The 26,156-nt window shown below is 61.2% G+C and carries 21 protein-coding genes; 6 read left to right on the top strand and 15 right to left on the bottom strand.

Translation table 11 applies throughout. From position 1 onward, the window contains the following. Positions 1-14 precede the first annotated feature (14 nt). The 6 genes from B1722_RS19605 to B1722_RS19580 all read right to left on the bottom strand — a co-directional run bounded on the left by B1722_RS19605 (position 15) and on the right by B1722_RS19580 (position 6,446). Complete coding sequence (locus B1722_RS19605; RefSeq protein ID WP_041071173.1) at positions 15-1,256, bottom strand: SfnB family sulfur acquisition oxidoreductase; 1,242 nt, start codon at positions 1,254-1,256, stop codon at positions 15-17. A gap of 395 nt (positions 1,257-1,651) precedes the next feature. Continuing rightward, a complete protein-coding gene (locus tag B1722_RS19600) occupies positions 1,652-2,416 on the bottom strand; it encodes a hypothetical protein (protein WP_086794005.1) in 765 nt (254 codons plus the stop codon). A gap of 469 nt (positions 2,417-2,885) precedes the next feature. After that, complete coding sequence (gene tcyN, locus B1722_RS19595; RefSeq protein ID WP_047290800.1) at positions 2,886-3,635, bottom strand: L-cystine ABC transporter ATP-binding protein TcyN; 750 nt, start codon at positions 3,633-3,635, stop codon at positions 2,886-2,888. A gap of 3 nt (positions 3,636-3,638) precedes the next feature. After that, positions 3,639-4,304, bottom strand: coding sequence for a cystine ABC transporter permease (gene tcyL / locus B1722_RS19590; protein ID WP_003220607.1), 666 nt, complete (start codon positions 4,302-4,304; stop codon positions 3,639-3,641). After that, entirely contained in the window at positions 4,304-5,104 is an 801-nt protein-coding gene (gene tcyJ, locus B1722_RS19585; RefSeq protein ID WP_086794003.1) for a cystine ABC transporter substrate-binding protein, read from the bottom strand. The genes tcyL and tcyJ overlap by 1 nt, the downstream gene beginning before the upstream one ends. A 343-nt stretch (positions 5,105-5,447) precedes the next feature. Then, positions 5,448-6,446: a D-cysteine desulfhydrase gene (locus tag B1722_RS19580; protein ID WP_086794001.1), complete on the bottom strand. Its 999-nt coding sequence runs from the start codon at positions 6,444-6,446 to the stop codon at positions 5,448-5,450. A gap of 186 nt (positions 6,447-6,632) precedes the next feature. Between B1722_RS19580 and epsC the strand changes: the two genes are divergently transcribed. Beyond that, positions 6,633-7,559: a serine O-acetyltransferase EpsC gene (gene epsC, locus B1722_RS19575; RefSeq protein WP_086793999.1), complete on the top strand. Its 927-nt coding sequence runs from the start codon at positions 6,633-6,635 to the stop codon at positions 7,557-7,559. A gap of 424 nt (positions 7,560-7,983) precedes the next feature. Continuing rightward, complete coding sequence (betT, locus tag B1722_RS19570; RefSeq protein WP_174377299.1) at positions 7,984-9,945, top strand: choline transporter BetT; 1,962 nt, start codon at positions 7,984-7,986, stop codon at positions 9,943-9,945. 24 nt (positions 9,946-9,969) lie between these two features. Here betT and B1722_RS19565 read toward each other — a convergent pair whose 3' ends face one another. Both B1722_RS19565 and B1722_RS19560 read right to left on the bottom strand, forming a co-directional pair. Next, the gene (locus B1722_RS19565; protein WP_041071194.1) at positions 9,970-10,230 is read right to left on the bottom strand and encodes a hypothetical protein; all 261 of its coding nucleotides are present in this window, start codon (positions 10,228-10,230) and stop codon (positions 9,970-9,972) included. A 184-nt stretch (positions 10,231-10,414) separates the two neighbouring features. After that, positions 10,415-11,452, bottom strand: a complete 1,038-nt coding sequence (locus B1722_RS19560; protein ID WP_041071197.1) for a LacI family DNA-binding transcriptional regulator — start codon at positions 11,450-11,452, stop codon at positions 10,415-10,417. 205 nt (positions 11,453-11,657) lie between these two features. Here B1722_RS19560 and B1722_RS19555 point away from each other — a divergent pair, with 205 nt between their 5' ends. The 3 genes from B1722_RS19555 to mgrA all read left to right on the top strand — a co-directional run bounded on the left by B1722_RS19555 (position 11,658) and on the right by mgrA (position 16,352). Beyond that, positions 11,658-13,883 carry a TonB-dependent receptor gene (locus tag B1722_RS19555; RefSeq protein ID WP_086793997.1) on the top strand — a complete coding sequence of 742 codons (2,226 nt, stop codon included), beginning with the start codon at positions 11,658-11,660 and terminating at the stop codon, positions 13,881-13,883. 1 nt (position 13,884) lies between these two features. Beyond that, positions 13,885-15,204: an LLM class flavin-dependent oxidoreductase gene (locus B1722_RS19550; RefSeq protein ID WP_086793995.1), complete on the top strand. Its 1,320-nt coding sequence runs from the start codon at positions 13,885-13,887 to the stop codon at positions 15,202-15,204. Positions 15,205-15,314: 110 nt separating this feature from the next. Further along, positions 15,315-16,352, top strand: a complete 1,038-nt coding sequence (mgrA, locus tag B1722_RS19545) for an L-glyceraldehyde 3-phosphate reductase (RefSeq protein ID WP_086793993.1) — start codon at positions 15,315-15,317, stop codon at positions 16,350-16,352. A 159-nt stretch (positions 16,353-16,511) separates the two neighbouring features. Here mgrA and tauD read toward each other — a convergent pair whose 3' ends face one another. The 7 genes from tauD to B1722_RS19510 all read right to left on the bottom strand — a co-directional run bounded on the left by tauD (position 16,512) and on the right by B1722_RS19510 (position 24,952). Beyond that, positions 16,512-17,354: a taurine dioxygenase gene (gene tauD / locus B1722_RS19540; RefSeq protein WP_086793991.1), complete on the bottom strand. Its 843-nt coding sequence runs from the start codon at positions 17,352-17,354 to the stop codon at positions 16,512-16,514. Between the two features lie 137 nt (positions 17,355-17,491). Beyond that, the gene (gene tauC, locus B1722_RS19535) at positions 17,492-18,325 is read right to left on the bottom strand and encodes a taurine ABC transporter permease TauC (RefSeq protein ID WP_086793988.1); all 834 of its coding nucleotides are present in this window, start codon (positions 18,323-18,325) and stop codon (positions 17,492-17,494) included. Further along, complete coding sequence (tauB, locus tag B1722_RS19530; protein ID WP_086793986.1) at positions 18,322-19,116, bottom strand: taurine ABC transporter ATP-binding subunit; 795 nt, start codon at positions 19,114-19,116, stop codon at positions 18,322-18,324. Before tauB ends, tauC begins: the two co-directional genes overlap by 4 nt. A gap of 16 nt (positions 19,117-19,132) precedes the next feature. Further along, positions 19,133-20,110 (bottom strand): taurine ABC transporter substrate-binding protein, encoded by a 978-nt coding sequence (gene tauA / locus B1722_RS19525; protein ID WP_086793984.1) that lies wholly within the window; start codon positions 20,108-20,110, stop codon positions 19,133-19,135. Between the two features lie 280 nt (positions 20,111-20,390). Next, entirely contained in the window at positions 20,391-21,974 is a 1,584-nt protein-coding gene (gene gshA / locus B1722_RS19520; RefSeq protein ID WP_086793982.1) for a glutamate--cysteine ligase, read from the bottom strand. 270 nt (positions 21,975-22,244) lie between these two features. Beyond that, positions 22,245-22,628 carry a PaaI family thioesterase gene (locus tag B1722_RS19515; RefSeq protein ID WP_086793980.1) on the bottom strand — a complete coding sequence of 128 codons (384 nt, stop codon included), beginning with the start codon at positions 22,626-22,628 and terminating at the stop codon, positions 22,245-22,247. Next, positions 22,628-24,952, bottom strand: a complete 2,325-nt coding sequence (locus tag B1722_RS19510; protein ID WP_086793978.1) for a Tex family protein — start codon at positions 24,950-24,952, stop codon at positions 22,628-22,630. The genes B1722_RS19515 and B1722_RS19510 overlap by 1 nt, the downstream gene beginning before the upstream one ends. Positions 24,953-25,310: 358 nt before the next feature. Between B1722_RS19510 and ompR the strand changes: the two genes are divergently transcribed. Then, on the top strand, positions 25,311-26,051 hold the full coding sequence (gene ompR / locus B1722_RS19505) for a two-component system response regulator OmpR (RefSeq protein ID WP_003220637.1): 741 nt from the start codon (positions 25,311-25,313) through the stop codon (positions 26,049-26,051). The last annotated feature ends 105 nt before the right edge of the window (positions 26,052-26,156 follow it).

The raw sequence follows: 26,156 nt of genomic DNA, 5'->3' as shown, positions 1-26,156 counted from the left end.
AAAGTGTGCGGTCGTCAGATCCAGGAATGGCGGGCCGGCAAAGTACCGTTCAGGCGATAGGCGCCAACCGCGTGATATTTCCAGCGCACCGGATCGTGCAGGGTGTGCACCCGGGCGTTGCGCCAGTGGCGGTCGAGGTTGAATTCGGCGAGGGTCGCGCGGCTGCCGGCCAGTTCGAAAAGCTTCTCGCTGGCGAGCAAGGAAATCTCGGTAGTCAGCACTTTGGCTTCGGCCACGGCAATCGAGGCGCGGGCGGCGGACTCGGCGGTGAGCGGTGCGGCGTGCACCTGATCCAGCACTTGCCCGGCCTTGCGCAGCAATGCCTCGGCGGCGTGCAGTTCGATTTTCAGTTTGCCGATGTCGGCGATCACGTAGAGGTCATCGCTGGCGCGTTCCACCTTGGCGTCGATCCAGGGTCGCGCACGGGTTTTGACGAATTCGATGGCGTCGTCGATGGCGCCACGGGCGATGCCGGCGTCGATGGCCGCTTGAATCAGCTGCGACACGGCACCTTGAGTGTTTGGCTTCTCGTTGATCTTCCAGTTGTCGACCACCAGGCTCGACTCGACCCGCACGTTGTTGAGCAGAATCGTGCCACTGGCGGTGGTGCGCTGACCGAAGCCTGACCAGTCATCGACTATGCGCAGGCCCGGGGTGCCACGGCGGACGAATGCCAGCACCTGCTTGCCGTCGTCATTCAGCGCCTTGACCGCCACCCAGTGCGCGAACAGCGCGCCGGTGGAATAAAACTTCTGGCCGTTGATCACATAATCATCGCCGTCGGCGGTGATGCGCGCTTTCAATTCCAGGGTGTTTTTGGTGCCGCGCTCAGGGCCGGCGTTGCCGATGCGCCAGCCTTCCAGAACACTCTGGAACAGCTGTTTTTTCTGCGCCTCGGTGGCGCTGCCGAGCACCAGATTGATGATGCCGAACTGGTTCTGCGGGATCTGTCCCAGCGCCGGGTCGGCCGCGGAAATGATCGCGAACACCTCGGCCAACGTGACAAACGAAACCTGTGGGCCGCCGTATTCACGGGGGATGGCAATGCTGCCCAGACCGCTGCGGGTGAACTGTTCGATTTCCGACCACGGCAACTTGCGCTGACGATCACGTTTGGCAGCCTGCGCGCGGGCAACTTGCGCCAGTTCGTGGGCAGCCTTGATGGCTTGGGCGTCGTTGCGCAAAACCTGCGCGGGCAACAACAACGGGGCGATGTCCAGATCCGACTGGACGTTTGCATCGGCCAGACTGGACATCAGTGCCGCTCCCTGGCTGCACGCAATGCCCTGGCGATCTGCACTGGGGTGATTGTGTTCCGGACCATACTACCTACCTCACATCTCATGAAAAACGCCGCAAAAGTGCGGCGAACGAAAGAATGTCCGGTGGTCCGGTTCATATACCCTAAGCGTGTATAAATATTAAATAAACTAACTTTTAGGAATATGTATAGAAGGGGTGATGGTCGGGTTGGTTAACAGTCTCTCAGCCGTGGCAATACAACCTGTGGTGAGGGGATTCATCCCCGACAGGCCGCGCAGCGGCCTTTTCTGAGTCATAAAAAACGGGATTGCTTCGCAGTCCATCGGGGCGGTGCGACTTTTCGCTAAATCACCTCACTACAAAGCCCCATGAGCACAGGAATGCGGTATCAATCCTTGGTCGATTCAGCAGCCTTCAGCGCTTGGCGCAGCGGCACCTTCAGATAAGGATTCACGCAACCGATCTTCAACGTCCGTGGCGGTGCCCAGCGTGAGTTGTTGCCGACCCAGTCGATGACGCAGTAGGTCACGTCGAGGCGCAGATCCTCACCGCCCTCGACGATCACTGCCGGTGGTACCCAGACCTGAATCGGTAGGCCGACATCGGCAGCGGTGATTCGGGCCAGGTCCATGCGCACATCGCCCCAGCGCAAGGTGATGGCGTCGTCCTCGGCCATGTTCCGGTAGGGCTCGATGGTCAGAGGCACGCCGCGTTTGATCTGATTGGGATTCACGCCCTGGCGGCGGATGGTGTCGGGTACCGTGACCGGCGCCAGTTGCTGATTCTCGTCACCGCACAACGCCGAAGGCTGGCCGCCTGGGCAGTCGAGCTTGACTTGAACCCGTGTTGCCGCCGACAGCGCAGGTCCCTGCCCGATTTGCATGACCCGATAGTGAATCCGTGCGGTGCCGCTGGCGATGAAGCTCTCCGGCACTCGCAGACTGACCGATGTGCCGAGGTCTTCACTGGTCAGGACGCGTGAGGCGACGTAGCAGTTGTTCCAGAACAGTTCGATCAGATCGCCGGCGTCCATACCGGGGTACGGCAGAACATCGATCAGCAAATGCGCGGCCGCGGCCAGGTTGACGGCGTTTTTCTGCGCGGCTGCCAGGTGCGGGGCTGCCAGTTCGGGGGTATGCGAAGTGCGGATCATCGGGTTCTCTCCTTGAAATCTTGCGGCGAATTCCGTTTCTTGAAAAAACAAAAGGCGTGATGAATCGGTAATGCAGCCTGAACTTTTGTTCAGGCTGAGTGCGAATTGATTCAACTAGTGGGTGCCGGTTGACGACTAGATAAGAGTGTGCGGGAAAGAGTGTCAATAGAGTGTCTTAGTTAATCCGTGAATTACCGATTAATCAGAAGATTCCTACGTTGTGCAGTCACGCTGCCTAGCCGCAATGGCGAATGGAACTACGGTTTTTTGGCAGTTTTTATTGTTTTAGTGCAGGCGAGTTTGGATCGTTTCGCAGGCAAAGAGATGCGCAACGGATTAAGCCCAACGGCTACAGAACATGTATGTATTGTTTTGACAGGTTTTAGAATGGAGGGGCTTAGATGTTTGTGTAGGCGGGAAAAGTATAACTTCCATCCGTGGAAGTTAATGACTCCAGACAATAAGCTTCTCAGGCGTGATTCAGAAACTTGCTGAGAAACTGTTTGGTGCGCTCTTCTTTCGGGTTGGCAAACAAGGCTTTGGCTTCGCCTTGCTCGACGATCACGCCCTTGTCAAAAAACACCACACGGTTGGCCACATCGCGGGCGAAACCCATTTCGTGAGTGACGATGACCATGGTGCGTTTTTCTTCAGCCAGACCACGAATGGTCGCCAACACTTCGCCGACCAGTTCCGGGTCGAGCGCCGAGGTCGGCTCGTCGAACAGGATCACTTCCGGCTCCATCGCCAGCGCCCGGGCAATCGCCACGCGCTGTTGCTGACCGCCGGACAGACGACGCGGATACGCATCTTCCTTGCCGGCCAGACCGACCTTGGCCAGCAGCTTCATGCCCAGGGCAACGGCTTGCTCGCGCGGCATCTTCTTGACCACGATCGGCCCTTCGATGACGTTTTCCAGGGCGGTGCGGTGGGGGAACAGGTTGAAGTTCTGGAACACGAAACCCACGTGCTGGCGCAGGTTGCGCACCAGGCTTTGTTGCTGGCTCAGAGGACGGCGGGTATCGATTTCGATATCACCGACCTTGATCCGGCCACTGGTGGGCTCTTCAAGGAAATTCAGGCAGCGCAGGAACGTGGTTTTACCCGAACCGCTAGGGCCGATGATGGCCACGACCTCGCCTTCCTTCACCTCAAGATCGATGCCTTTGAGCACCTCTTGACCCTTGAACTGCTTTGTCAGTTTTTCCACGACAATCATGGGTCAGGACTCCTGGTCGTGCCGATTGGCCCGCTCTTCCAACTTGTTCTGCAGGTGCGACAGCACCGTGGCCAGAATCCAGTAGATCAGCGCGGCGGCAAGATACATGGTGAAGACTTCGAAAGTCCGGGCGGTAATCAGTTGCGCCTGGCGGAACAGTTCCGGCACCTGAATGGTGGCGGCCAGTGCCGTGTCCTTGACCAGCGAAATGAAGCTGTTGCCCAACGGCGGCAGCGCCGTGCGCATGGCCTGCGGCAGGATGGCCCGGCGCAGGGTTTGCGCACGGGTCATGCCGATGCTGGCAGCGGCCTCCCATTGACCACGTTCGATCGAACCGATCGCCGCACGGAGGATTTCACAGGCGTAGGCGGCCATGTTCAGCGAGAAGCCGATCAGCGCCGCCGGCAGCGGATCCAGTTCCAGACCCAGTTGCGGCAAGCCGTAATAGATCACGAACAGTTGCACCAGCAACGGCGTGCCGCGGAAGAACGACACGTAGATGCGGGCAATCCAGCTCACCAGTTTGAAGCGCGACAGGCGCATCAAGGCCAGGCCGAAGCCCAGCAGCAAGCCGAAGAACATGCCGCCCAGGCTGAGGATAACCGTGTAGTACGCGCCCTTGAGCAGAAAGGGCGCGGAGTCCAGTGCGAGTTGGAAAGCTTCTTCCATTATTTGGTGACGTCAGCGTTGAAGTATTTCTTCGACAGCTTCTCAAGGGTACCGTCGGCACGCAGCTCGTCGAGGGCTTTGTTCACCGCAGCCAGCAGCTCAGGCTCGCCTTTGCGCAGGGCGATACCGGATTCCTGACGGGAGAACGCTTCACCGGCAGCCACGGTTTTCGGGGCTTTCTTGGCGTATTCCAGTGCGGCCAGACGGTCGATCAGGATGGCGTCGGTGCGGCCGTTGTTCAGGTCGGCGAACTTGGTCGGATCATCGTCGTAGGTGCGCACGTCAGCGCCCGGCACGTTGGCGCGAACCCATTGTTCGTAGTTGGTGCCCAGGCCGACACCGACTTTCTTGCCGGACAGATCGGCGGCAGTCTTGATGTTCAACTTGGCTTCCTTGTCCTTCAGCACCAGCGCCTGAATCCCGGAAACGGTGTACGGCTCGGAGAAGTCATATTTCTTCTTGCGCTCGTCGGAGATGGTCACCTGGTTGACCACGACGTCCAGACGTTTGGATTCCAGCGCAGCGAGGATACCGTCCCACTTGGTCGGCTGAATCTTGGCTTTCACGCCGAGTTTCTGCGCCAGGGCTTCGGAGAGCTCGACTTCGAAACCGGACAGTTTGCCGTTCTCGTCAACGAAGCTGAACGGTGGATAAGTGCCTTCCAGGCCGACGTTGATGACGCCTTTGTCCTTGATCTGTTGCAGCTGCTCACCGGCGGTAGCCTGGCCGATCAGGCCGGCGCTCAGTGCAAGGCCCAGCGAACCTACCAGCAGAGTGCGACGTAGTGCGGAAAAATTCATGACAAGCCCCTGTGTTTTCTTATGGAAGACGCTTAAGGAAAGTTGGCGAATCCGGGAGTTGAACGACTGCGTTATCGTGCCCTAAAGCAGCTTATGCGTCTTGCCCGAAATTCGCCTGCGGCGAGACTATAAGATGTCTGCTTTAGACTTGAAAATACTTAATGTCTAATTTGATATTCATATATGGAATATGTGGTATCTGCCTGTGGCGAGGGAGCTTGCTCCCGCCCGACTGCGCAGCAGTCGCAATAACTGGCGCCAGTGTTCAACTGAAAAACGCGAAAGCAGGTTTGGGGGCGCTGCGCGCCCCGGCGGGAGCAAGCTCCCTCGCCACAAAAGCGCTTCAACCGCTCAAAGCATCCCTGTAGGCAAACAACGCCGGCGCCCCACCGGTATGCAGGAAGATGATCGGGCCATCGTCGAAACGCTGGCGGCCGATCCCGTCGAGCAGACCAGCCATGGCCTTGCCGGTATACACCGGGTCGAGCAACACCGCGTCCTGACTGGCCAACAGCTTCACCGCCGCCAGTGTCCCGGCATTCGGCTCGCCGTAACGCGGACCGAAGTATTCGTCCCACAACTCGACCTTGAAGTTCACTGGCAATTTCACGCCCAGCAGGTCCGCCGTACGTTCGGCCAGACCTTGCACTTTCGGGCGCTGATCTTCTTCGCTGCGCGAGACGGTCACGCCGATCACCGGCAATTGCGGCAGCGCTTCGCTCAACGCCAGCGCCAGACCACTGTGGGTCCCGGCGCTGCCCGAGGCCAGCACCACGGCGGCGAATTCCAGGCCGGTGTCCTTGATCTGCTCGGCCAGTTCCAGACCGGCACGCACGTAGCCCAATGCACCGAGAGCATTGGAGCCACCGATCGGCACCAGATACGGTTTCTTGCCATTGCTGCGCAGGCGCACGGCGAGTGCGGCGAGTTGTTCGTCGGCGTTGTCGAGGTTGTCCACCAACTCGACCTTGGTGTCGAACAGATCGAGCAGCAGACGGTTGCCGTTGCCGGTGTAATTGCTGTCATCGGTGCCCAGCGGATTTTCCAGCAGCGCCACGCAACCCAGGCCGAGTCTGGCCGCCAGCGCGGCGGTCTGGCGTACGTGGTTCGATTGCAAGGCACCGGCGGTGATCAGCGTGTCGGCGCCCTGGGCGAGGGCGTCGGCAGCGAGGTATTCGAGTTTGCGCAGCTTGTTGCCGCCCATGGCCAGCGGCGTCAGGTCATCGCGTTTGATGTACACATCGCGGCCCAGCCAGGCAGACAGGCGTTCGAGTTTTTCCAGAGGCGTCGGTTGGCCGAGCAGGTCGAGACGGTTAAAGCGATCCAGCTGTTGTTTGATCATGAGCCCGTACTGGCGGAGGAAGATGACAGGACTATAGGCAGGCCGTTTTAGCGGGGCAACCGTGAATTGCTTATAGCCAAATGTGCTTACGCCAGCACTATCGGTTCTTAATTCGTCCTTGTGGGCATGTCGTAAAGTAGTTGCCGTTGACGCGGCCAGACCGGCCGCCTGTGAGGAGTCTTTACCGTGAGCGAGCGTTCCAGCCATTGGCAATTGCAGACCATCGTCAGCCAACTGCGTACCGCGCGGGATCAGTGGCGTACCCAGAATGGCCGGGCCAGTGGCGAGCAGGGTGGTCGCGAGTTGCCGTCCCGCGCGGCGATGGCCGAGATTCTCGAGGCGCTGTGTGGTGCGTTGTTCCCGATGCGGCTGGGACCGGTGGATCTGCGTGAGGAAAGCGAAGACTTCTATGTCGGCCACACCCTCGATACCGCGTTGAATGCCTTGCTGGCGCAGGCGCGGCTGGAATTGCGGTATGTCGCCCGGCACACCGCGCAAGGCGATGCTGATGTCGAAGCGCAGGCGATCCGCATCATTCAGGATTTTGCCCTGGCCTTGCCGGGCCTGCGCAGCCTGCTCGATACCGACGTGCTGGCGGCCTATCACGGTGACCCGGCGGCACGCAGCGTCGATGAGGTGCTGTTGTGCTATCCGGGGATTCTGGCGGTGATTCACCATCGTCTGGCGCACCATCTGTATCGCGCCGGGTTGCCGTTGCTGGCGCGGATCAGCGCGGAAATTGCGCACTCGGCCACCGGCATCGACATCCATCCGGGCGCGCAGATCGGCCGCAGTTTCTTTATCGACCACGGCACCGGTGTGGTGATCGGCGAGACCGCGATCATCGGCGAGCGGGTGCGGATTTATCAGGCCGTGACCTTGGGCGCCAAGCGCTTCCCGGCCGATGAAGACGGGCAGTTGCAGAAGGGGCATCCACGGCATCCGATTGTCGAGGATGACGTGGTGATTTATGCCGGAGCGACGATTCTGGGGCGGATCACCATCGGCCAGGGTTCGACCATTGGCGGCAATGTCTGGCTGACCCGCAGTGTGCCGGCGGGGAGCAACCTGACCCAGGCCAATCTGCAGCATGATGACGGGACGCAGAAGTAAGATTTCCAGTTCGTTTGTGGCGAGGGAGCTTGCTCCCGCTGGAGGCCGCAGGACTCCCAATTACGACTGACGCCGGATTGGGACTGCTGCGCAGTCCAGCGGGAGCAAGCTCCCTCGCCACAATTTTCGCACCGAACCAGGTTGATGGCATTCAGCCAATTCTCCATTGAACGAATCCCTTCAAACCCGCGTCATACCCCTCCTTGGGCTGCTGTACGAAAACTACCGCCTGGCCCTGCGATTAGTCCTTACCACCCTATCCATGTTTAACTTGAACGTTCATTCAAGTTAAACCGGTGGTTCGCTGCCCGCTCACAACAGGAGGCTTGCCTTTGCTGAGTCCGATCATTTCAGCCACGATTCAACCCCTCGAGGTGCACGTTTCATGAGTGCATCGTCTACCCCCGCCAGCGGTCTGGTGCGCATGAATCCGCCGGTGTTCTACTTCGCCGCGACGGTGATTCTGCTGTTTGGTCTGGTTGTCATCGCCATGCCGGAGCAGGCAGGCGCCTGGTTGCTGGCTGCGCAAAACTGGGCGGCCAATACGGTCGGCTGGTACTACATGCTTGCGATGACGCTGTATCTGGTCTTCGTGGTGGTCACCGCGTTATCAGGCTACGGCAAGATCAAACTCGGTGCCGACCACGACGAACCCGAGTTCAGTTACCTGTCCTGGGCCGGCATGCTGTTCGCCGCCGGGATCAGCATCACGTTGTTCTTCTTCTGCGTGTCGGAGCCGCTGACCCACATGCTGCAACCGCCGCAAGGCGAGGCCGGCACTGCCGATGCAGCGCGGCAGGCGATGCAGATTCTGTTTCTGCACTGGGGCCTGCACGGCTGGGGCGTGTTCGCCTTCGTCGGCATGGCGCTGGCCTATTTCGCCTACCGGCATAACCTGCCGCTGGCCTTGCGTTCGGCGCTGTACCCGCTGATCGGCAAGCGCATCAACGGCCCCATCGGTTACGCGGTAGACGGCTTCGGCATTATCGCTACGGTGTTCGGCCTGGGTGCCGACATGGGTTTTGGTGTGCTGCACCTCAACTCGGGTCTGGACTACCTGTTCGGCATCGCCCACACCCAATGGATTCAGGTCGGCCTGATCACGCTGATGATGGGCGCGGCGATCATCGTCGCCGTCTCCGGTGTGGACAAGGGCGTGCGGGTGATGTCCGACATCAACATGTTGCTGGCCTGTGCGCTGCTGCTGTTCGTGTTGTTCGCCGGTCCCACCCAGCACCTGCTCAATACCCTGATCCAGAACCTCGGCGACTACCTCGGCGCGTTGCCGATGAAGAGTTTCGACCTCTACGCCTACGACAAACCAAGCGACTGGCTCGGCGGCTGGACCGTGTTCTACTGGGCCTGGTGGATCGCATGGTCGCCGTTCGTGGGCCTGTTCATCGCGCGGATTTCCCGTGGCCGCACCATCCGCGAATTCGTCTTCGGCGTGCTGCTGATTCCGCTCGGTTTCACCCTGGCGTGGATGTCGATCTTCGGCAACAGTGCGATCGATCAGGTGCTCAACCACGGTATGTCGGCGCTGGGCATGTCGGCCCTCGACAACCCGTCGATGAGCCTTTATCTGCTGCTGGAAACCTACCCGTGGAGCAAAACCGTCATCGCGGTGACGGTGTTCATCAGCTTCGTGTTCTTCGTCACTTCTGCCGATTCCGGCACCGTGGTGCTTTCGACCTTGTCGGCGAAGGGCGGCAATCCGGACGAAGACGGGCCGAAATGGCTGCGCGTGTTCTGGGGCGCGATGACCGCGCTGGTGACCAGTGCGCTGTTGTTCTCCGGCAGTATCGATGCGCTGAAATCGGCGGTGGTGCTGACTTCGTTGCCGTTCTCGATGATTTTGCTACTGATGATGTGGGGCCTGCACAAGGCGTTCTATCTGGAATCGCAGAAGCAGATCGCGCAACTGCATTCGCTGGCACCGGTCTCCGGTTCGCGGCGTGGCACGGGCGGCTGGCGCCAACGTCTGAGTCAGGCGGTGCACTTCCCGTCGCGCGACGAGGTTTACCGCTTCATGGACACCACGGTGCGTCCGGCGATCGAAGAAGTGACGGCGGTATTTGTCGAGAAGGGTCTGAACGTGGTCACGCAGCCGGATCCGGCGCACGACAACATCAGCCTGGAAATCGGCCACGGCGAGCAGCATCCGTTCATCTATCAGGTGCAGATGCGCGGCTATTTCACGCCGTCGTTTGCTCGGGGTGGCATGGGTTCCAAGCAGCTCAACAACCGCCGCTACTACCGCGCTGAAGTGCACTTGAGCGAGGGCAGTCAGGACTACGATCTGGTCGGCTACACCAAGGAACAGATCATCAACGACATCCTCGACCAGTACGAACGCCACATGCAGTTCCTGCATCTGGTGCGTTGATCGGCAACTGAGCGCCGGGACGTTTCACGACTCGGCGCTCAGTACCATGAACAACACCATCGCCGCCATCGGCACTCCGAACACTGCGCTGCCCACCGCGATCTCCGAACCCAGCGGCTGCCCGGCATGCACCACCCCCACCGCACCATTGATCACCGTCAACGCCAGCCACAGCGCGGCGAAGCTGTAGGCCAGGGTCTGCCGGCTGAAGCCAATGTGCTCGCCGATGTAGAGCATCAGGGCGAGCAGGACCAGGCCGAAGAAGATGATGATGGCGGTGTGCATGGGTGTACCTGCGGGTTATGCGGTGCTTGATCGGACGCCTTCGCGGGCAAGCCCGCTCCCACAGGTTTTTGTGTTGAGTACAGATTCTGAGAAAAACGCGAAATCCTGTGGGAGCGGGCTTGCCCGCGAAGGGGCCCCCTCGGTGTTACTTGGAGCATAGCCAATCAAGCCGAGGCCATTTTCGTCAGGTGCTTTCGCGCTCGATCACGTTGCATTGCAACAGATTCAGCCGCTGCACATCATCGCTCGGCAACACCCCAAGGCTTTCCAATACCCGCGTTGCCGCCAGCACGCCGATCTCCAGTGCCGGTGGCTTGATCGTGCTCAGGCTCGGCAACAGCATCTCGGCGAACGGGTAATCGCCGAAGCCGAGTACGGCGCAGTCTTCGGGAATCTTGAGGCCTGCGCGTTGCCCGGCGAGCAGGCCGCCGGCGGCGAGGTTGTCGTTGGCGAAGATGATCGCGTCGGGGCGGAGAGCGGCGTTCATCAGCGCTTCCATCGCTTGCTTGCCGGCTTCGAACGGCGCTCGGTCGGCGTCGGGGGCGAATACCCAAGGCTCAAGGCCGAACTCGCGCACGGTGGCGGCATAACCGTCGCGACGTTCGAGGGCACTGAGGTCACCGAGTGCGCTGTTCTGCACGAAGGCGATGCGGCGATAGCCTTTGTCATGCAGATAACGCGCAGCGCTCACGCCGACTTCATAGTGCGAAAAGCCAATCTGCATCGGCTCGCGATCCGGCTGGTAATCCCAGGTTTCGATCACCGGAATATCCGCCTCGGCAATCATCTTTTCCGTGCCCGAACTATGGAAATGACTGGTCAGCACCAACGCGGCCGGCGACCAGCCAAGAAATGCGCGCACGGCGTTTTCTTCCTGTTCGGTGCTGAAGTAACTCGACGCCAGCAGCAGCTGATAACCGTGGCGGCTGAGGGTGTCGCTGAAGCCCTGAATGGTGTTGGCAAAAATCGGCCCGGAGATGTTCGGAATCACCATGCCGACGATTTTGCCCCGCGCCGAGGCCAGGCCGCCGGCCACCAGATTCGGCACGTAACCCAGCTCGGCCACCACCGCCGCGATCCGCTCGCGGCGCTCGGGCGAGACGGTTTCCGGCTGATTGAAATAGCGCGACACGGTAATCGCCGAGACGCCAGCCTCGCGCGCCACTGCATTCAGGGTCACGCGTCCGGCGCCACGGCGTTTGCGAGGCTTTTCCTGGCTCAAGGCTCGATCCTTCTTAAAAACAAAAACGCATATAAAAGTAATTTTTCAGTATTGGACGCTCTATGCCGAGCTTGCCAATACTGGCGATGTTAGCGCTAACAAAGCGCATTGTCTGCTACTCGCTCGAGCGAATGCCCAAGACAACGATTCAGGCGCTGTCGTCGCAGAACGGCAGCGGTACAGGGCCAATTTCGAGCGGGCAACCATGCACAACACTCCTGGGGCGACACACAAACTGGTGCAATCGATTCGCGCCGCTGGCTGGATTTTTACAGGGCTGGCGGCGTTGCCGCTGCCCACTGCTTTCGCCGCCGACAGCAGCGAACAAGAGCCGACCCTCAAGTCCGTCACGGTCACCGCCACTCGCCGCGAAGAGTCGCTGCAGAAGGTTCCGGTGGCAGTCTCGGTGATCGACGGCGAACAACTGGAGCGCGATAACCGTAACGGCGTGGCAAGCATCGTCCAGCAAGTGCCGTCGCTGAATTTCCGCACTGGGGCGTCGAACAAGGACACCTCGTTGTTTGTGCGGGGCGTCGGCACGATTTCCACCTCGCCCGGCGTCGAGCCAACGGTGGCCACGGTGATCGATGGCGTGGTCTATGCGCGTCCCGGTCAATCGACTCTCGACCTGCTGGATCTGGAGCGCGTCGAAGTGCTGCGTGGCCCGCAAGGCACATTGTTCGGCAAGAACGCCTCGGCCGGCGTGCTCAACATCACCAGCAAAGCGCCGACCAACGAGACCCACGGCTACATCGACCAGTCGTACTACAGCGGCAACGAAAGCCGCACCCGCTTCGGCATTGGCGGCAGCCTGATTCCGGATAAGCTCAAGGGGTCGATCAGCACCCTGTTCGGCACGTACGACGGCAACGTCGATAACCAGCACAACGGCCAGGAGGTCAACGGCTACAACCATCGCGGGGTACGCGGCAAACTCGAATTCACCCCGAACGACGACGTCACCTTCACCTTGATTGCCGACTACATGCAGTCCCACGACGACGGCCCCAACGGCGTGGTCAGCAAGTCGCTGACCCCGGCCTTCGCCAACGCGCTGGGCCCGGTCTACGCCAGCAGCCACAACCGCGACATCAACACCGACACCCGCAGCCATGTCGAGGACACCAACAAGGGCCTGTCCGGCCAGCTCGACTGGCAACTGGGCGATTACACCCTGACGTCGATCACCGCGTGGCGCGGCTGGGACAACACGCAGTATCAGGATGGCGATCGGCTGAGCACGATCACGGCAGCGTTCCCCGGCACCGCCGACAAGGGCGATCTGGCCTTTGATCAGTACTCGCAGGAGCTGCGCCTGGCTTCGCCGAAAGGTGAGTTCCTCGAATACGTCGGCGGCCTTTTCTACATGCACGGCAAGGACGACGAGACCTATCAACGCACCTTGACCACCACCACACGCACCGACCGTGGCGTCGCCGATTACAGCACCACCAGCGACAGCTACGCCGCGTTCGGCGAAGCCACACTGAACTTCACCTCGGACTTTCGCGGCATCGCCGGCCTGCGCTACACCCACGACGATCTTGAATACGATCACCGCCGCGTCTCGACCTCGGCGACCACAGTCAGCGGCATCCAGCCGGCCACCAGCAGTTCCGGTTCGGTGGACGAGGACGGCTGGTCCGGTCGGCTAGGTGTGCAGTACGACCTTAGCGATGCGGTCACCACGTATCTGACCTATTCGCGTGGCTACAAAGGCCCGGCGTACAACGTGTTCTTCAACATGCAGCCGCGTGACACCGAAGCGCTGAAACCGGAGACTTCGAACACCTGGGAGGCGGGGATCAAGGCCACCCGCTGGAACAACCGGCTGACCACCAACCTCGCGGTGTTCCACAGCGATTACGACAACTACCAGGCGAACTTTTTCGACACCGTCGCCGGGCAAGTGGTGACGCGCCTGATCAACGCCGGCAGCGTCAGCACCGAAGGCGTCGAACTCGATTACGCCTTGCAGGCGACCCAGCAACTGAAGTTCTCCGGGGCGCTGGCTTACACCCGCGCGCGTATCGATCAATTCAGCTGCCCGGCAGGTGCGGCGGCGTCGTGCAACGTCAATGGCAAACCGCTGCCGTTCAGTCCGGACTGGAAAAGCTACGTGCGCGCCGACTACAGCATCCCGCTGGACAACGGCCTCGATATCGAGCTCGGCACCGACTACAGCTGGCAGAGCGAAGTGCAGTACGACATCAGCCAGAACGCCGACACCAAACAAGGCGCTTACGGCATCTGGAACGCCAGCGTCGCGCTCGCCGATTACAGCAACGGCTGGCGCGTGACGCTGCTGGGCAAGAACCTCGCCGACAAATCCTACTCACCGCTGCTGGCCAGCGGCGGCAACTACATCTATCGCGCCGTGCCACGGGATGACGAGCGCTACTTCGGCGTGCAACTGCGCAAGGATTTCTGAGATGAGCAGACAGTTGAAACTCGGCGCGTTTCTCATGGCCACCGGGCACCACGTCGCTGCGTGGCGGCACCCGCAGGTACCGGCCAATGCCGGCCTGGATTTCGCCCACTACAAGCGTCTGGCGCAGATTGCCGAGGCGGCGAGGTTCGACACGCTGTTCGTCGCCGACAGCGTCGCCGCGCCGACCCAGGACATCGCCAGCCGCATGGCGCGCTCGGATCACTTCGAACCGCTGACCTTGCTCTCGGCCCTGAGCGCGGTGACCGAGCACATCGGCCTGATCGCCACGGCGACCACCAGCTACAACGAGCCGTACCACGTGGCGCGTAAATTCGCTTCGCTCGATCATCTGTCGGGCGGCCGTGCCGGGTGGAATCTGGTGACCTCGGACAACGCCGCCGAGGCGCTGAATTTTGGTCGCGACGAGCACATCGGCCACGCCGAACGCTACAGCCGTGCCCGGGAGTTTCATCAGGTGGTCACCGGGCTGTGGGACAGTTGGGAGGATGATGCGTTTGTCCGCGACAAGGCAAGTGGCGCCTATTACGACCCGTCGAAGCTTCACGTTCTGGATCACGTCGGTGAACACTTTCGGGTGAAAGGCCCGCTGAACGTCGCACGCTCGCCACAGGGACAACCGGTGATCGTGCAGGCCGGCTCGTCCGAAACCGGGCGTGAGCTGGCGGCACAAACTGCTGAAGTGGTGTTCACCGCGCAGACTTCACTGGCTGGCGCGCAGGCGTTCTACGCCGATCTCAAGGGACGTCTGGCCAAGTACGGACGCAGTGCCGATTCGCTGAAAATCATGCCGGGAGTGTTTGTCGTCGTCGGGCAGACAGAAGCCGAAGCGCAGGAAAAATGTGAAACGTTTCAGCAATTGGTCGAACCGGAGGTTGGCGTCGCCTTGCTTGGGCGTATGCTGGGCAACTTCGACTTGTCGAAGTACCCGCTGGACGGCCCGTTACCGGAGTTGCCACTGACCGACAGCGGCCAGCAGAGCCGGCAGAAACTGCTCACTGAGCTGGCGGGGCGGGAGCATCTGACCCTCGCCGAATTGGGCCGCAGGATTGCCGGTGGACGCGGGCATTACAGCCTGGTGGGCACGCCGACGCAGATCGCCGATCACTTGCAGGCGTGGTTCGAACAGGGCGCGGCGGATGGCTTCAACGTGCTGGTGCCGCACCTGCCGGGCGGGCTCGAAGACTTCGCCCATGGTGTGGTCCCGGAACTGCAGCGGCGCGGGCTGTTCAGAACCGAGTATGAGGGCCGGACGTTGCGCGACAACCTGGGCCTGGCCCGGCCCGGCAACAGATTTGTGTAACACCCTTCGCGAGCAGGCTCGCTCCCACAGGGGAGTGCATTCCAAATGTGGGAGCGCGCCTGCTCGCGAAGAAGTCGACACCCATTTCAAGACAGACAAGAGAGGATTCGATGACTTACACCGCTGCCGAAAACCGCTACGACTCCATCCCTTACCGCCGCGTCGGCCGCAGCGGTCTGGTGCTGCCGGCGCTGTCGCTGGGCCTGTGGCACAACTTCGGCGACAGCACGCCGATCGACACCCAGCGCGCCCTGCTGCGCACCGCGTTCGACCTGGGCATCAACCACTTCGACCTGGCCAACAACTACGGTCCGCCATACGGCAGCGCCGAAATCAATTTCGGTCGCCTGCTGCGCGAAGATTTCAAGCCGTACCGCGATGAGCTGATCATCTCGAGCAAGGCCGGTTGGGACATGTGGCCCGGCCCGTATGGTCAGGGCGGCGGCTCGCGCAAATACGTGCTGGCCAGCCTCGACCAGAGCCTGCAGCGCCTCGGTCTGGACTATGTGGATATCTTCTATTCGCACCGCTTCGACCCGGACACCCCGCTGGAAGAAACCGCCAGCGCCCTCGCCACCGCCGTGCAGCAGGGCAAGGCGTTGTACATTGGCATCTCGTCGTACTCCGGGGTGAAAACCCGCGAGATCGCTGCGCTGCTCAAGGAATGGAAAGTGCCGCTGCTGATTCATCAGCCGGCGTACAACCTGCTCAATCGCTGGGTGGAAAAAGACCTGCTCGACACCACCGACGAGCTCGGTACTGGCGTCATCGCCTTCACCCCGCTGGCGCAGGGTCTGCTGACCGACAAGTACCTCAACGGCGTGCCGGCGGATGCGCGGGTCAATCGCCCGGGTGGCGGTTCGCTGCAGGCTTCGCACTTGTCCGAGGCCAACATTGCCCACGTGCGCGCACTGAACGAGATCGCCAAACGTCGTGGCCAGAGCCTGGCGCAACTGGCGCTGGCCTGGACCCTGCGTGATCCGCGAGTGACCTCGGCGCTGATCGGCGCGAGCCGGCCGGAGCAGATCATCGAGAACGTCGGGGCGTTGAAGAATCTGAGCTTCAGTGCTGAGGAACTGGCGGAGATCGACCGGTTTGCCCAAGAGGGCGGGATCAATCTGTGGGAGAAGCCTTCGACCGCTGAATAAGTGACTGGCGCCGAATTATTCGGCGCCTGCTCTGACGCTTTCGCGGGCAAGCCCGCTCCCACAGGGTTCCAGTCGTACACAAAGTCTGTGAACGGTGCTGTACCTGTGGGAGCGGGCTTGCCCGCGAAGGGGACAGTTCAGGCAATGAGAAATCGGGCCTCATTTGAAGAACGGCACATCCCCCAACACCGTCGCCCGCTGCATCACCCGCCGTGCCGGGCGGTAATCATCCACCGCGTAATGCTGGGTCACGCGGTTGTCCCAGAACGCAATGTCATCCTTCTGCCAGCGCCAGCGAATGGTGAATTCAGGCCGCGTTGCATGAGCGAACAGGAATTTCAGAATCGCTTCGCTCTCGGTTTCCGACAGCTCGTTGATCTTCGAGGTAAAGCCTTCGTTGACGAACAACGAACGGCGTCCGCTCACCGGGTGAGTGCGGATTACCGGGTGCGACAGCGGCGGATTCTTGCGCCTTGCTTCTTCCCACTGCGCCAGGGCTTGCGGCGTATTGCCGTAGCGTTCCAGCGGAAACGAACGGGTGAAATCGTGAGTTGCAGTCAACCCTTCGAGCAAGGTTTTCATCGGCGCCGACAGTGCTTCGTAGGCGGCAATCCCGCTGGCCCACAACGTATCGCCGCCGAACTCCGGCAGCAGCTTGGCGCTGAGCACTGCGCCCATCGCCGGCGTTGGCAGGAAGGTCACGTCGGTGTGCCAGATCGCGTTGTCGCGTACGTCGGTGACGGCGGTGTCGAGGATCAACACTTCCGGCTGCTCCGGCACGTTCGGGTAGATCGGATGGATGTGCAGGTCGCCAAAGTACGCCGCGAAACGCGCTTGTTGTGGAGGCTCGATCGGCTGGTTGCGGAAGAACAGCACCTGATACTTGAGCAGCGCCTGCTCGATGGCATTGCGCTGTTCCAGGTTCAACGGCTGGCTGACGTCGACGCCGCTGATCTGCGCGCCGAGGGCCGAGCTTAAGGGGGTGATGGTCAGGCTGCTCATGATGGTTCTCTTCAATTCCGGGTAACCGCGCCCCTGTAGGAGCTGCCGCAGGCTGCGATCTTTTGATTTGTTTTTTAAAAGCAGATCAAAAGATCGCAGCCTTCGGCAGCTCCTACACGGGAGGATTCACAAATGCTTTAGTGGGTTTGGCCGTGCCACGGCACCAGTTTGCGCTGCAGGGCGCGCAGGCCCATTTCCATGGCGAAGGCAATCAGGGCGATCACCAGAATCCCCAGCACCACCACATCGGTGACCAGAAATTGCGCGGCCGACTGGACCATGAAGCCCAGACCGCTGGTGGCGGCGATCAGTTCGGCGGCGACCAGGGTCGACCAGCCAACGCCCAGACCGATGCGCACACCGGTCAGAATATCTGGCAGGGCGCTGGGCAAAATCACGTGGCGGATCAACTGTGCGCGGGTCGCACCGAGCGACTGAGCAGCGCGCAATTTCGCCGGGTCAACGGTGCGCACGCCGGTCGCGGTGGCAATGGCAATCGGGGCGAAAATCGCCAGGTAGATCAGCAGCACTTTCGACAACTCGCCGATGCCGCACCAGATCACGATCAGCGGCAGATAAGCCAGTGGCGGAATCGGCCGGTAGAACTCGATCAACGGATCAAGCACACCACGGGCAATACGGTTGGCACCGATGGCAATGCCCACCGGCACTGCGGTCAGAATCGCGAAGCCGAGGCCCAGACCGATGCGGCTCAGGCTCGCGCTCAGGTGCTGCCACAGAGTCGAATCCATGTAACCGGTAGTCGCCAGCAACCAGCCTTTTTGCAGCACGGCAGAGGGTGGCGGCAGGAACAGCGGTTCGATCAGACCGGTGGCAGTCACGGCCCACCAGATCACCAGCAAGGCGAACAGGGTCAGCAAGCTGATCCACCGCGTGCTGAGGCTGCGCCGCACGGGAATCGCCACCGATGGGGTTCTCGCTGCCGGGGCGGAAACGTCGTAACTGCTCATGCGCGCTCCTGCCGTTTTACGGCGCTGCGTTGCGAGAACACTCTGCTCAACACGTGCTCGCGGGTTTCGATAAAACGCGGGTCGGATTTGATCGCTCGCGCCGATTCACCGGCGGCGTAGCGCTGGCCGAAATCCAGAGGCAGACGCTCGACGATCTGCCCCGGATTCGGCGCCAGCAGAATCAGGTCAGTGGCGAGGAATACCGCTTCTTCGATGTCGTGGGTAATCAGGAACACCGGTTTGGCGGTGCGCTGCCAGACTTGCAGCAACAACTCCTGCATCTGCTCGCGGGTGAACGCATCGAGGGCGCCGAAGGGCTCGTCCATCAGCAGCACGCGCGGGTCGGCGGCGAGGGCGCGGGCCAGGCCAACGCGCTGTTTCTGGCCGCCCGAGAGCTGCCAGATACGGCGGTGTTCAAAACCTGTGAGGTCGACCAGTGCCAGCATTTCCCGGGCGATTGTTTCGCGCTTGTCCTTGGCGACGCCGGCCAGCTCCAGACCGAACGCGACGTTGGCCAACACATCCTGCCAGGGCAGCAGGGCGTCATCCTGGAACACCACGCCGCGTTCGGCGCTCGGGCCTTTGACCGGCACGCCGTCGAGGGTGATGCGCCCGGCGCTGGGTTCGACGAAGCCGGCAATCAGGTTCAACAGCGAGGTCTTGCCACTGCCGGACGGGCCGAGGGCGACCAGCAATTGCTGAGGCCCGAGGGTCAGGGAAATGTCCGCCAGTACCGGTTCCGGGCTGCCGGGATACTGTGCGCTGATGCGCTCCAGCTGTAGCAAGGCCATCGCGGTCAACTCCCGATCAGTTAGTGATGTATTTGGCGCTGACGTACGGCGCGTAGTCCGGCAGTACGGCTTCGACTTTGCCTTGTTCCTTGAGGAACGCGGCGGTGTCGGTAATGGCTTTGGTGGTCGGCGCGCCGAGGCTGATCACCTGATCAGCCGCCAGCGGGTAGACGTTGCCTTGCAGCAGAAATGGAATGTCGCTGGCCTTGGCGCCGGAAAGCTTCACCAGCTTGTCGACGTGGGACTGGTCGGCGAGCCAGGCTTTGGGATCCTTGCGGTAATCGGCGTAGGCGTCGAGGGTGACCTTGGCGAACGCGGTGACGATTTCCGGGTGCTTCTCGGCAAAGTCCTTGCGCACGATCCAGGCATCGAAGGTCGGCGCGCCGAACTTGGCCAGTTCGCCGGAGGTGATCAGCACCTTGCCGTTTTCCTTGGCCACACCGAGGGCCGGATCCCACACGTAAGTGGCGTCGATATCACCGCGTTTCCACGCGGCGATGATCGCTGGTGGGGCGAGGTTGAGCACGGTGACTTTCGACGGATCGATGTTCCAGTGCTTCAGCGCGGCGAGCAGGCTGTAGTGACCGGTGGACACGAACGGCACGGCGATTTTCTTGCCGACCAGATCCTGCGGGGTCTTGATCCCGGAACCGTCGCGGGCGACCAGTGCTTCGGCGGCGCCGATCTGGGTGGCGATGAGGAAAGTTTCCACCGGAACCTTGCGGGTGATCGCAGCGGTCAACGGGCTGGAACCGAGGTAGCCGATCTGCACATCACCCGAAGCAATGGCGGCGATGATGTCGGCGCCGTTGTCGAACTTGCGCCAGCTGATGTCGGCTTTGGTGGCTTTCTCGTAGGTGCCATCGGCCTGGGCGACTTTCGCCGGGTCGACGGTGGTCTGGTAAGCGACGGTGAGGTCGGCGGCCTGCGCCAGAAAGCTCGCAGCAGCCAGAGAGGCCACGGCCAGCAGGCGAAGCGGGAAATTCAGTTTCATGGGGAGTGCTCCAAATCAGGCGACCGACGATCGGCGTGAAAGGAGACTAAATGATCTAAGAAACTAAAAATAAATAACTTTTTAGACTTAGCTTATGAGCGGAAAAATCTAAGCTGAGGGATTGCTGGTGAGGCCATTGTGGCGAGGGAGCTTGCTCCCGCTGGAGGCCGGAGGACTCCCATATCAATTCATCACGGTGCCGCTGATGCACCGGGGGACTGAGATTGCGACTGCTGCGCAGCCGAGCGGGAGCAAGCTCCCTCGCCACCGGGAATAGTGGTTAGTTACTGATCGCCAGAATGCTCGCCTGATACGACCCGACAAACACATCGAAATCGCCCACCTCGTTCTGTTCAAGCTCCGCCTGTTGTGCCAGCGACGAACGCGCCAGTTCCTCAAACTTCGTCTGCTCATCCGCCGTCAACGGCTCGCGGCGGAAGAACTCGGCGTGGGCCTGGCTCTGACGCAGGGAGAATTGCGCAAAGCTTTCCTTGTGCTCGGCCATCGCGGCCAGCACCTGCGCCGACGGGGTCAGGGACGGGTCGCTGACTTTGGCCAGTTGCGCTTCCAGCGCCTTGCTATGCGTGTCGCCGCCGTGGCTTTGATCAAGCAACGCCGCCAGCGGTGCGATTTTTTCCAGCAGCTCGGCTGCCCAAACCTTCAGCTCGACCGCTTCGCCGTCACGCTGCAACTGCAGGCCCGGACGCCGGCCTTCCTTGACCACGCTGAGGAAGTTCGAAGTGGCATTGCCGCACGAAGTGTTGGTCAGCAGCGGACTGTCGTTCAGCGCGCAATACAGCAGGAACGCGTCGAGGAAGCGCGATTCGGTGACGTCGATGCCCATCGGCAGGAACGGGTTGATGTCCAGGCAACGCACTTCGACGTACTGAATGCCGCGGGCCATCAGCGCCTGGATCGGCCGCTCGCCGGTATAGGTCACTCGTTTCGGGCGGATGTTGGAGTAGTACTCGTTTTCGATCTGCAGGATGTTGGTGTTCAGTTGAACCCACTCACCATCCTGGTGCGTGCCGACTTCCACATACGGCGGATACGGCGTGGCCACGGCTTTGCGCAGGCTGTCGGTGTAGCTCGACAGGTCGTTGTAGCACGGCGTCAGGCCGGCCTGGGCGTTGCTCTGGTAACCGAGGTCGCTCATGCGCAGGCTGGTGGCGTACGGCAGATACAGGGTGTCCGGGTCCAGCTGTTCCAACTGATGCGAACGGCCGCGCAGGAAGCCTGCGTCCAGCGCTGGCGAAGCACCGAACAGGTACATCAGCAACCAGCTGTAGCGGCGGAAGTTACGGATCAGCGCGATGTAGGACGACGACTGAAAATCGCGGTCGGTGCCGACGAAACCTTCGGCTTCGCGCAGCAGCGGCCAGAGCTTTTCCGGCAGGGAAAAGTTGTAGTGAATCCCGGCGATGCACTGCATGGTCTTGCCGTACCGCAGGGCCAGGCCCTTGCGGTAGACGTACTTGAGCTGACCGATGTTGGAGGTGCCGTAATAGGCGATCGGGATGTCTTCCTCGGCCGGCAACGGGCACGGCATAGATGGACTCCACAGATACTCGTTGCCGAGCTTGCTGTAGGCAAAGCGATGAATCTTGTCCAGGCTCGCCAGCGTATCGGCCGGATCGGGCAGGGCAGGGGTGATGAATTCCAGCAGCGACTCGGAGTAGTCGGTGGTGATCTGTTCGTTGGTCAGCGCGGAACCCAAGGCTTCCGGGTGCGGCGTTTGCGCCAGACGACCTTCACTGGTCACGCGCAGGCATTCACGTTCGATACCGTGGAGGCACTGTTCGAGCAGAGAGAGGTTGGCGCGCTCGCCGAGCAGAGCCAGGCGGCGGTTGAGAAGTTCGCTCAATTTGGATTCCTTCACGCGTCAGTCGCCCCAATATGGGGGTGGGCAGGACGGTCTACAAGGGTGAAGTTGAAACTGGCGTTTTCGCCTGGTTTTGTAGCGGCAGGCCATTTGCCGGTCAGTCAAGAACTGCACAATCCCTGTGGGAGCGAGCCTGCTCGCGAAGAGGGTATTGCAGCCAACATCACCGTCGACTGACACACCGTCTTCGCGAGCAGGCTCGCTCCCACAGGATTCGTTGCGCCGAAATTAACTCAAAATGATGAACAACATCTACAGGACAGCGAACGTGCCTTGCGCTTTTGCGACCAGTTTGTCGCCCTGCATCACGTCGGCCTCGACCACCAGCGTGCGGCGGCCCGGGTGGATCACCCGCGCCGTGCACAGCACCTCGCCGTCGGATACGGCGCGGATGTAGTTGATCTTGCACTCGATGGTCGCGCTCTGCTGATCGAAGCCGTGGGTGCTGGAACAGGCCAGCCCCATAGCGATATCGACCAGACTGAACAGCGCGCCACCGTGCAACTTGCCGCCGCGATTGCGCAGTTGCGGTTCCAGCACCAGGGCGACTTGCGCCACCCCGGTTTCCAGGCTGTGCAGGCGGCAGCCCAACAGCTTGAAAAACGCGCTCTCGACGAGCCCGGCCGGAATCTCCATCAGCGTTTCTTCAACTGCTTGGCGTTGGCGAACAGCGAAGCCATGGCGTTGTTCACCGGAGCGGCTGTGGCCGTTTCCTTGCGCGGCGCGTTGTTCGATGACTGGCGCGGTGCCGAGCCTGGACGCGAACCACGGGCACCGTCGATCTTCTCGCCCGGGGTGTCGCTCATGCGCATCGACAGGCCGACGCGTTTGCGCGGGATGTCGACTTCCATGACCTTCACTTTCACCACGTCACCGGCCTTCACCGCTTCGCGTGGGTCCTTGATGAACTTCTCCGACAGCGCCGAGATGTGCACCAGACCGTCCTGATGCACGCCGATGTCGACGAACGCGCCAAACGCGGTCACGTTGGTCACGACGCCTTCGAGGATCATCCCCAGTTGCAGGTCTTTCAGGTCTTCGACGCCTTCCTGGAACTCGGCAGTCTTGAACTCCGGACGCGGGTCGCGGCCCGGTTTTTCCAGTTCTTGCAGAATGTCGGTGACGGTGGGCAGACCGAAGGTTTCGTCGGTGAATTTCTTCGGATCCAGACGCTTGAGGAATGCGGCGTCGCCGATCAACGAGCGAATGTCACGGTCGGTTTCAGCGGCAATGCGCTGCACCAGCGGATAGGCTTCCGGGTGCACAGCGGAAGAATCCAGCGGGTTGTCGCCGTTCATCACGCGCAGGAAGCCTGCGGCCTGTTCGAAAGTTTTCTCGCCCAGACGCGCGACTTTTTTCAGCGCAGCGCGGGTTTTGAAGGCGCCGTGTTCATCGCGGTGAGCAACGATGTTCTGCGCCAACGTCGCGTTGAGGCCGGAGATCCGCGCCAGCAGCGCCACCGAAGCGGTGTTCACATCGACGCCGACGGCGTTCACGCAGTCCTCGACCACCGCATCCAGACCACGCGCCAGTTTCAGCTGCGACACGTCGTGCTGGTACTGGCCGACACCGATGGATTTCGGATCGATTTTCACCAGTTCAGCCAGTGGATCCTGCAGACGACGGGCGATGGACACTGCACCACGGATCGACACGTCCAGATCCGGGAATTCCTTGGCTGCCAGTTCCGACGCCGAGTACACCGAGGCGCCGGCCTCGGACACCATGACCTTGGTCATTTTCATCGCTGGGTATTTTTTGATCAGCTCGATCGCCAGTTTGTCGGTTTCGCGGCTGGCGGTGCCGTTGCCGATGGCGATCAGATCAACCGAGTGCTTGGCGCACAGGGCGGCCAGGATCGCGATGGTCTGATCCCACTTGTTGTGCGGCACATGCGGATAAACCGTGGCGTGATCGAGCAGCTTGCCGGTGGAGTCCACCACCGCGACCTTGCAGCCGGTACGCAGGCCCGGGTCAAGGCCCAGGGTCGCACGCGGGCCGGCCGGCGCGGCCAGCAGCAGGTCATGCAGGTTGTGGGCGAAGACGTTGATCGCCTCGGTTTCGGCGCCGTCGCGCAGTTCGCCGAGCAGGTCGGTTTCGAGGTGGGTGTAGAGCTTGACCTTCCAGGTCCAGCGCACCACTTCACCGAGCCATTTGTCGGCCGGACGGTTCTGGTTCTGGATGCCGAATTGCTGACCGATCATGCCTTCGCACGGGTGCATGGTGCCCGGCAGTTCGTCGCCGACTTTCAGTGCGGAGCTGAGGATGCCTTCGTTGCGGCCACGGAAAATCGCGAGCGCGCGGTGCGACGGCATGCTTTTCAGCGGCTCGTCGTGCTCGAAGTAGTCGCGGAACTTGGCGCCTTCTTCTTCCTTGCCAGCGATCACGCGCGCGCTGATGGTTGCTTCCTGCTTGAGGAAGTTACGCAGCTTCTCCAGCAGACTGGCGTCTTCGGCGAAGCGCTCCATCAGGATGTACTTGGCGCCTTCCAGCGCAGCTTTCACGTCGGCTACGCCTTTCTCGGCGTCGACGAAGCGTGCGGCTTCGGTTTCTGGCGACAGATTCGGGTCGTTGAACAGGCCGTCGGCCAGCTCGCCAAGGCCGGCTTCCAGGGCAATCTGGCCCTTGGTGCGGCGCTTCTGCTTGTACGGCAGGTACAAGTCTTCGAGGCGGGTCTTGGTGTCGGCGAGTTTGATATCGCGCTCCAGGGCAGGGGTGAGTTTGCCCTGCTCCTGGATGCTGGCGAGGATGCTGATGCGCCGTTCGTCGAGTTCTCGCAGGTAGCGCAGACGCTCTTCCAGATGACGCAACTGGGTGTCATCGAGGCTGCCGGTGACTTCTTTCCGGTAACGGGCGATGAAGGGAACGGTAGAGCCTTCATCGAGTAGCGCGACGGCCGCTTCGACCTGTTGCGGGCGTACGCCGAGTTCCTCGGCGATGCGGCTGTTGATGCTGTCCATAAAACCACCTGACATAGTGTGAAAGCAGGCTCGCAGGCACGGAAATAAAGGCCCGGAGTCTGGTTGAGCGGCTAGAAAATTGCCGCTGCCTGGGTCAAAAGGCTCCCCATTGACCCGTGAAATCGAACAATTACTGCGGCCACCGGGAAAAAAGCCCGGCCACCTGCGGTAACGATTCAGACGTTGCCTGGCACAAAACGCCGCGCATTATAACCAGCGTTCTGTCATTCGGGGGTGTAGCAGTCTGTAGGCATAAACCCCGGTTTTCTGGCAGTGAAGGAAAAATCTGCTAACAATGCACACGGTGCGTATAACGGCAGCTACGCCATAATGCGCGCCGAGCTAAAAGGAGCATCCAATGAGCAGCACTGCAAACAATGCTGAAGGCGAAAAAATTCTTATTGTTGACGACGATCCGGGGCTGAGCAGCCTGCTGGAACGTTTCTTCGTCAGCAAGGGCTACCGCGCCCGTGCCGTACCGAACACCGAGCAAATGGACCGCCTGCTGTCGCGTGAAGTGTTCAACCTGGTGGTCCTCGACCTGATGCTGCCGGGCGAAGACGGCCTGACCGCGTGCCGTCGCCTGCGGGCGGCGAACAATCAGATTCCGATCATCATGCTCACCGCCAAGGGCGATGAGATGAGCCGCATCAAGGGCCTGGAACTGGGCGCCGATGACTACCTGGCCAAGCCGTTCAACCCGGACGAACTGATGGCACGGGTCAAAGCCGTTCTGCGGCGTCAGGCCGCACCGGTGCCGGGCGCGCCGGGCAGCGAAGACGAAAACGTCACCTTCGGTGATTACGTGCTGTCGCTGGCGACCCGCGAACTGAAACGTGGGGAAGAAGTGCACATGCTCACCACCGGTGAGTTTGCGGTGCTCAAGGCGCTGGTGATGAACGCGCGTCAGCCGCTGACCCGCGACAAGCTGATGAACCTGGCCCGTGGTCGCGAGTGGGATGCCCTTGAGCGTTCCATCGATGTGCAGATCTCCCGTCTGCGCCGGATGATCGAACCGGATCCGTCGAAACCGCGCTACATCCAGACGGTCTGGGGCGTGGGCTACGTGTTCGTGCCGGATGGCGCCGCTACCAAGTGATCGGCGATTTGTAGGAGCGGGTCTGCGCGGATCGGGTTGATCGACCCTCTGCGCAGACTCGCAATCCGCAATATGCGAGCATGGCTCGCTCCTGCAAGTGTGTAA

The sequence above is a fragment of the Pseudomonas sp. SCPG-7 genome, assembly GCF_002156405.1.
GTDB lineage: Bacteria > Pseudomonadota > Gammaproteobacteria > Pseudomonadales > Pseudomonadaceae > Aquipseudomonas > Aquipseudomonas parakoreensis.
The sequence above is the reverse complement of the archived record's forward strand: the minus strand, read 5'-3'. Positions and strand labels throughout refer to the sequence as shown.

Excerpts from the sequence above, each read along its gene's own strand:
- ompR (WP_003220637.1), top strand. The coding sequence starts at position 25,311 with ATGAGCAGCACTGCAAACAATGCTGAAGGCGAAAAAATTCTTATTGTT.
- tauB (WP_086793986.1), bottom strand. The coding sequence starts at position 19,116 with ATGGCCTTGCTACAGCTGGAGCGCATCAGCGCACAGTATCCCGGCAGC.
- tauD (WP_086793991.1), bottom strand. The coding sequence starts at position 17,354 with ATGAGCAGCCTGACCATCACCCCCTTAAGCTCGGCCCTCGGCGCGCAG.
- B1722_RS19555 (WP_086793997.1), top strand. The coding sequence starts at position 11,658 with ATGCACAACACTCCTGGGGCGACACACAAACTGGTGCAATCGATTCGC.
- tcyN (WP_047290800.1), bottom strand. The coding sequence starts at position 3,635 with ATGATTGTCGTGGAAAAACTGACAAAGCAGTTCAAGGGTCAAGAGGTG.
- B1722_RS19605 (WP_041071173.1), bottom strand. The coding sequence starts at position 1,256 with ATGTCCAGTCTGGCCGATGCAAACGTCCAGTCGGATCTGGACATCGCC.
- betT (WP_174377299.1), top strand. The coding sequence starts at position 7,984 with ATGAATCCGCCGGTGTTCTACTTCGCCGCGACGGTGATTCTGCTGTTT.
- B1722_RS19550 (WP_086793995.1), top strand. The coding sequence starts at position 13,885 with ATGAGCAGACAGTTGAAACTCGGCGCGTTTCTCATGGCCACCGGGCAC.
- mgrA (WP_086793993.1), top strand. The coding sequence starts at position 15,315 with ATGACTTACACCGCTGCCGAAAACCGCTACGACTCCATCCCTTACCGC.
- tcyJ (WP_086794003.1), bottom strand. The coding sequence starts at position 5,104 with ATGAATTTTTCCGCACTACGTCGCACTCTGCTGGTAGGTTCGCTGGGC.
- B1722_RS19600 (WP_086794005.1), bottom strand. The coding sequence starts at position 2,416 with ATGATCCGCACTTCGCATACCCCCGAACTGGCAGCCCCGCACCTGGCA.
- B1722_RS19565 (WP_041071194.1), bottom strand. The coding sequence starts at position 10,230 with ATGCACACCGCCATCATCATCTTCTTCGGCCTGGTCCTGCTCGCCCTG.
- tauC (WP_086793988.1), bottom strand. The coding sequence starts at position 18,325 with ATGAGCAGTTACGACGTTTCCGCCCCGGCAGCGAGAACCCCATCGGTG.
- B1722_RS19510 (WP_086793978.1), bottom strand. The coding sequence starts at position 24,952 with ATGGACAGCATCAACAGCCGCATCGCCGAGGAACTCGGCGTACGCCCG.
- tcyL (WP_003220607.1), bottom strand. The coding sequence starts at position 4,304 with ATGGAAGAAGCTTTCCAACTCGCACTGGACTCCGCGCCCTTTCTGCTC.
- B1722_RS19515 (WP_086793980.1), bottom strand. The coding sequence starts at position 22,628 with ATGGAGATTCCGGCCGGGCTCGTCGAGAGCGCGTTTTTCAAGCTGTTG.
- tauA (WP_086793984.1), bottom strand. The coding sequence starts at position 20,110 with ATGAAACTGAATTTCCCGCTTCGCCTGCTGGCCGTGGCCTCTCTGGCT.
- B1722_RS19580 (WP_086794001.1), bottom strand. The coding sequence starts at position 6,446 with ATGATCAAACAACAGCTGGATCGCTTTAACCGTCTCGACCTGCTCGGC.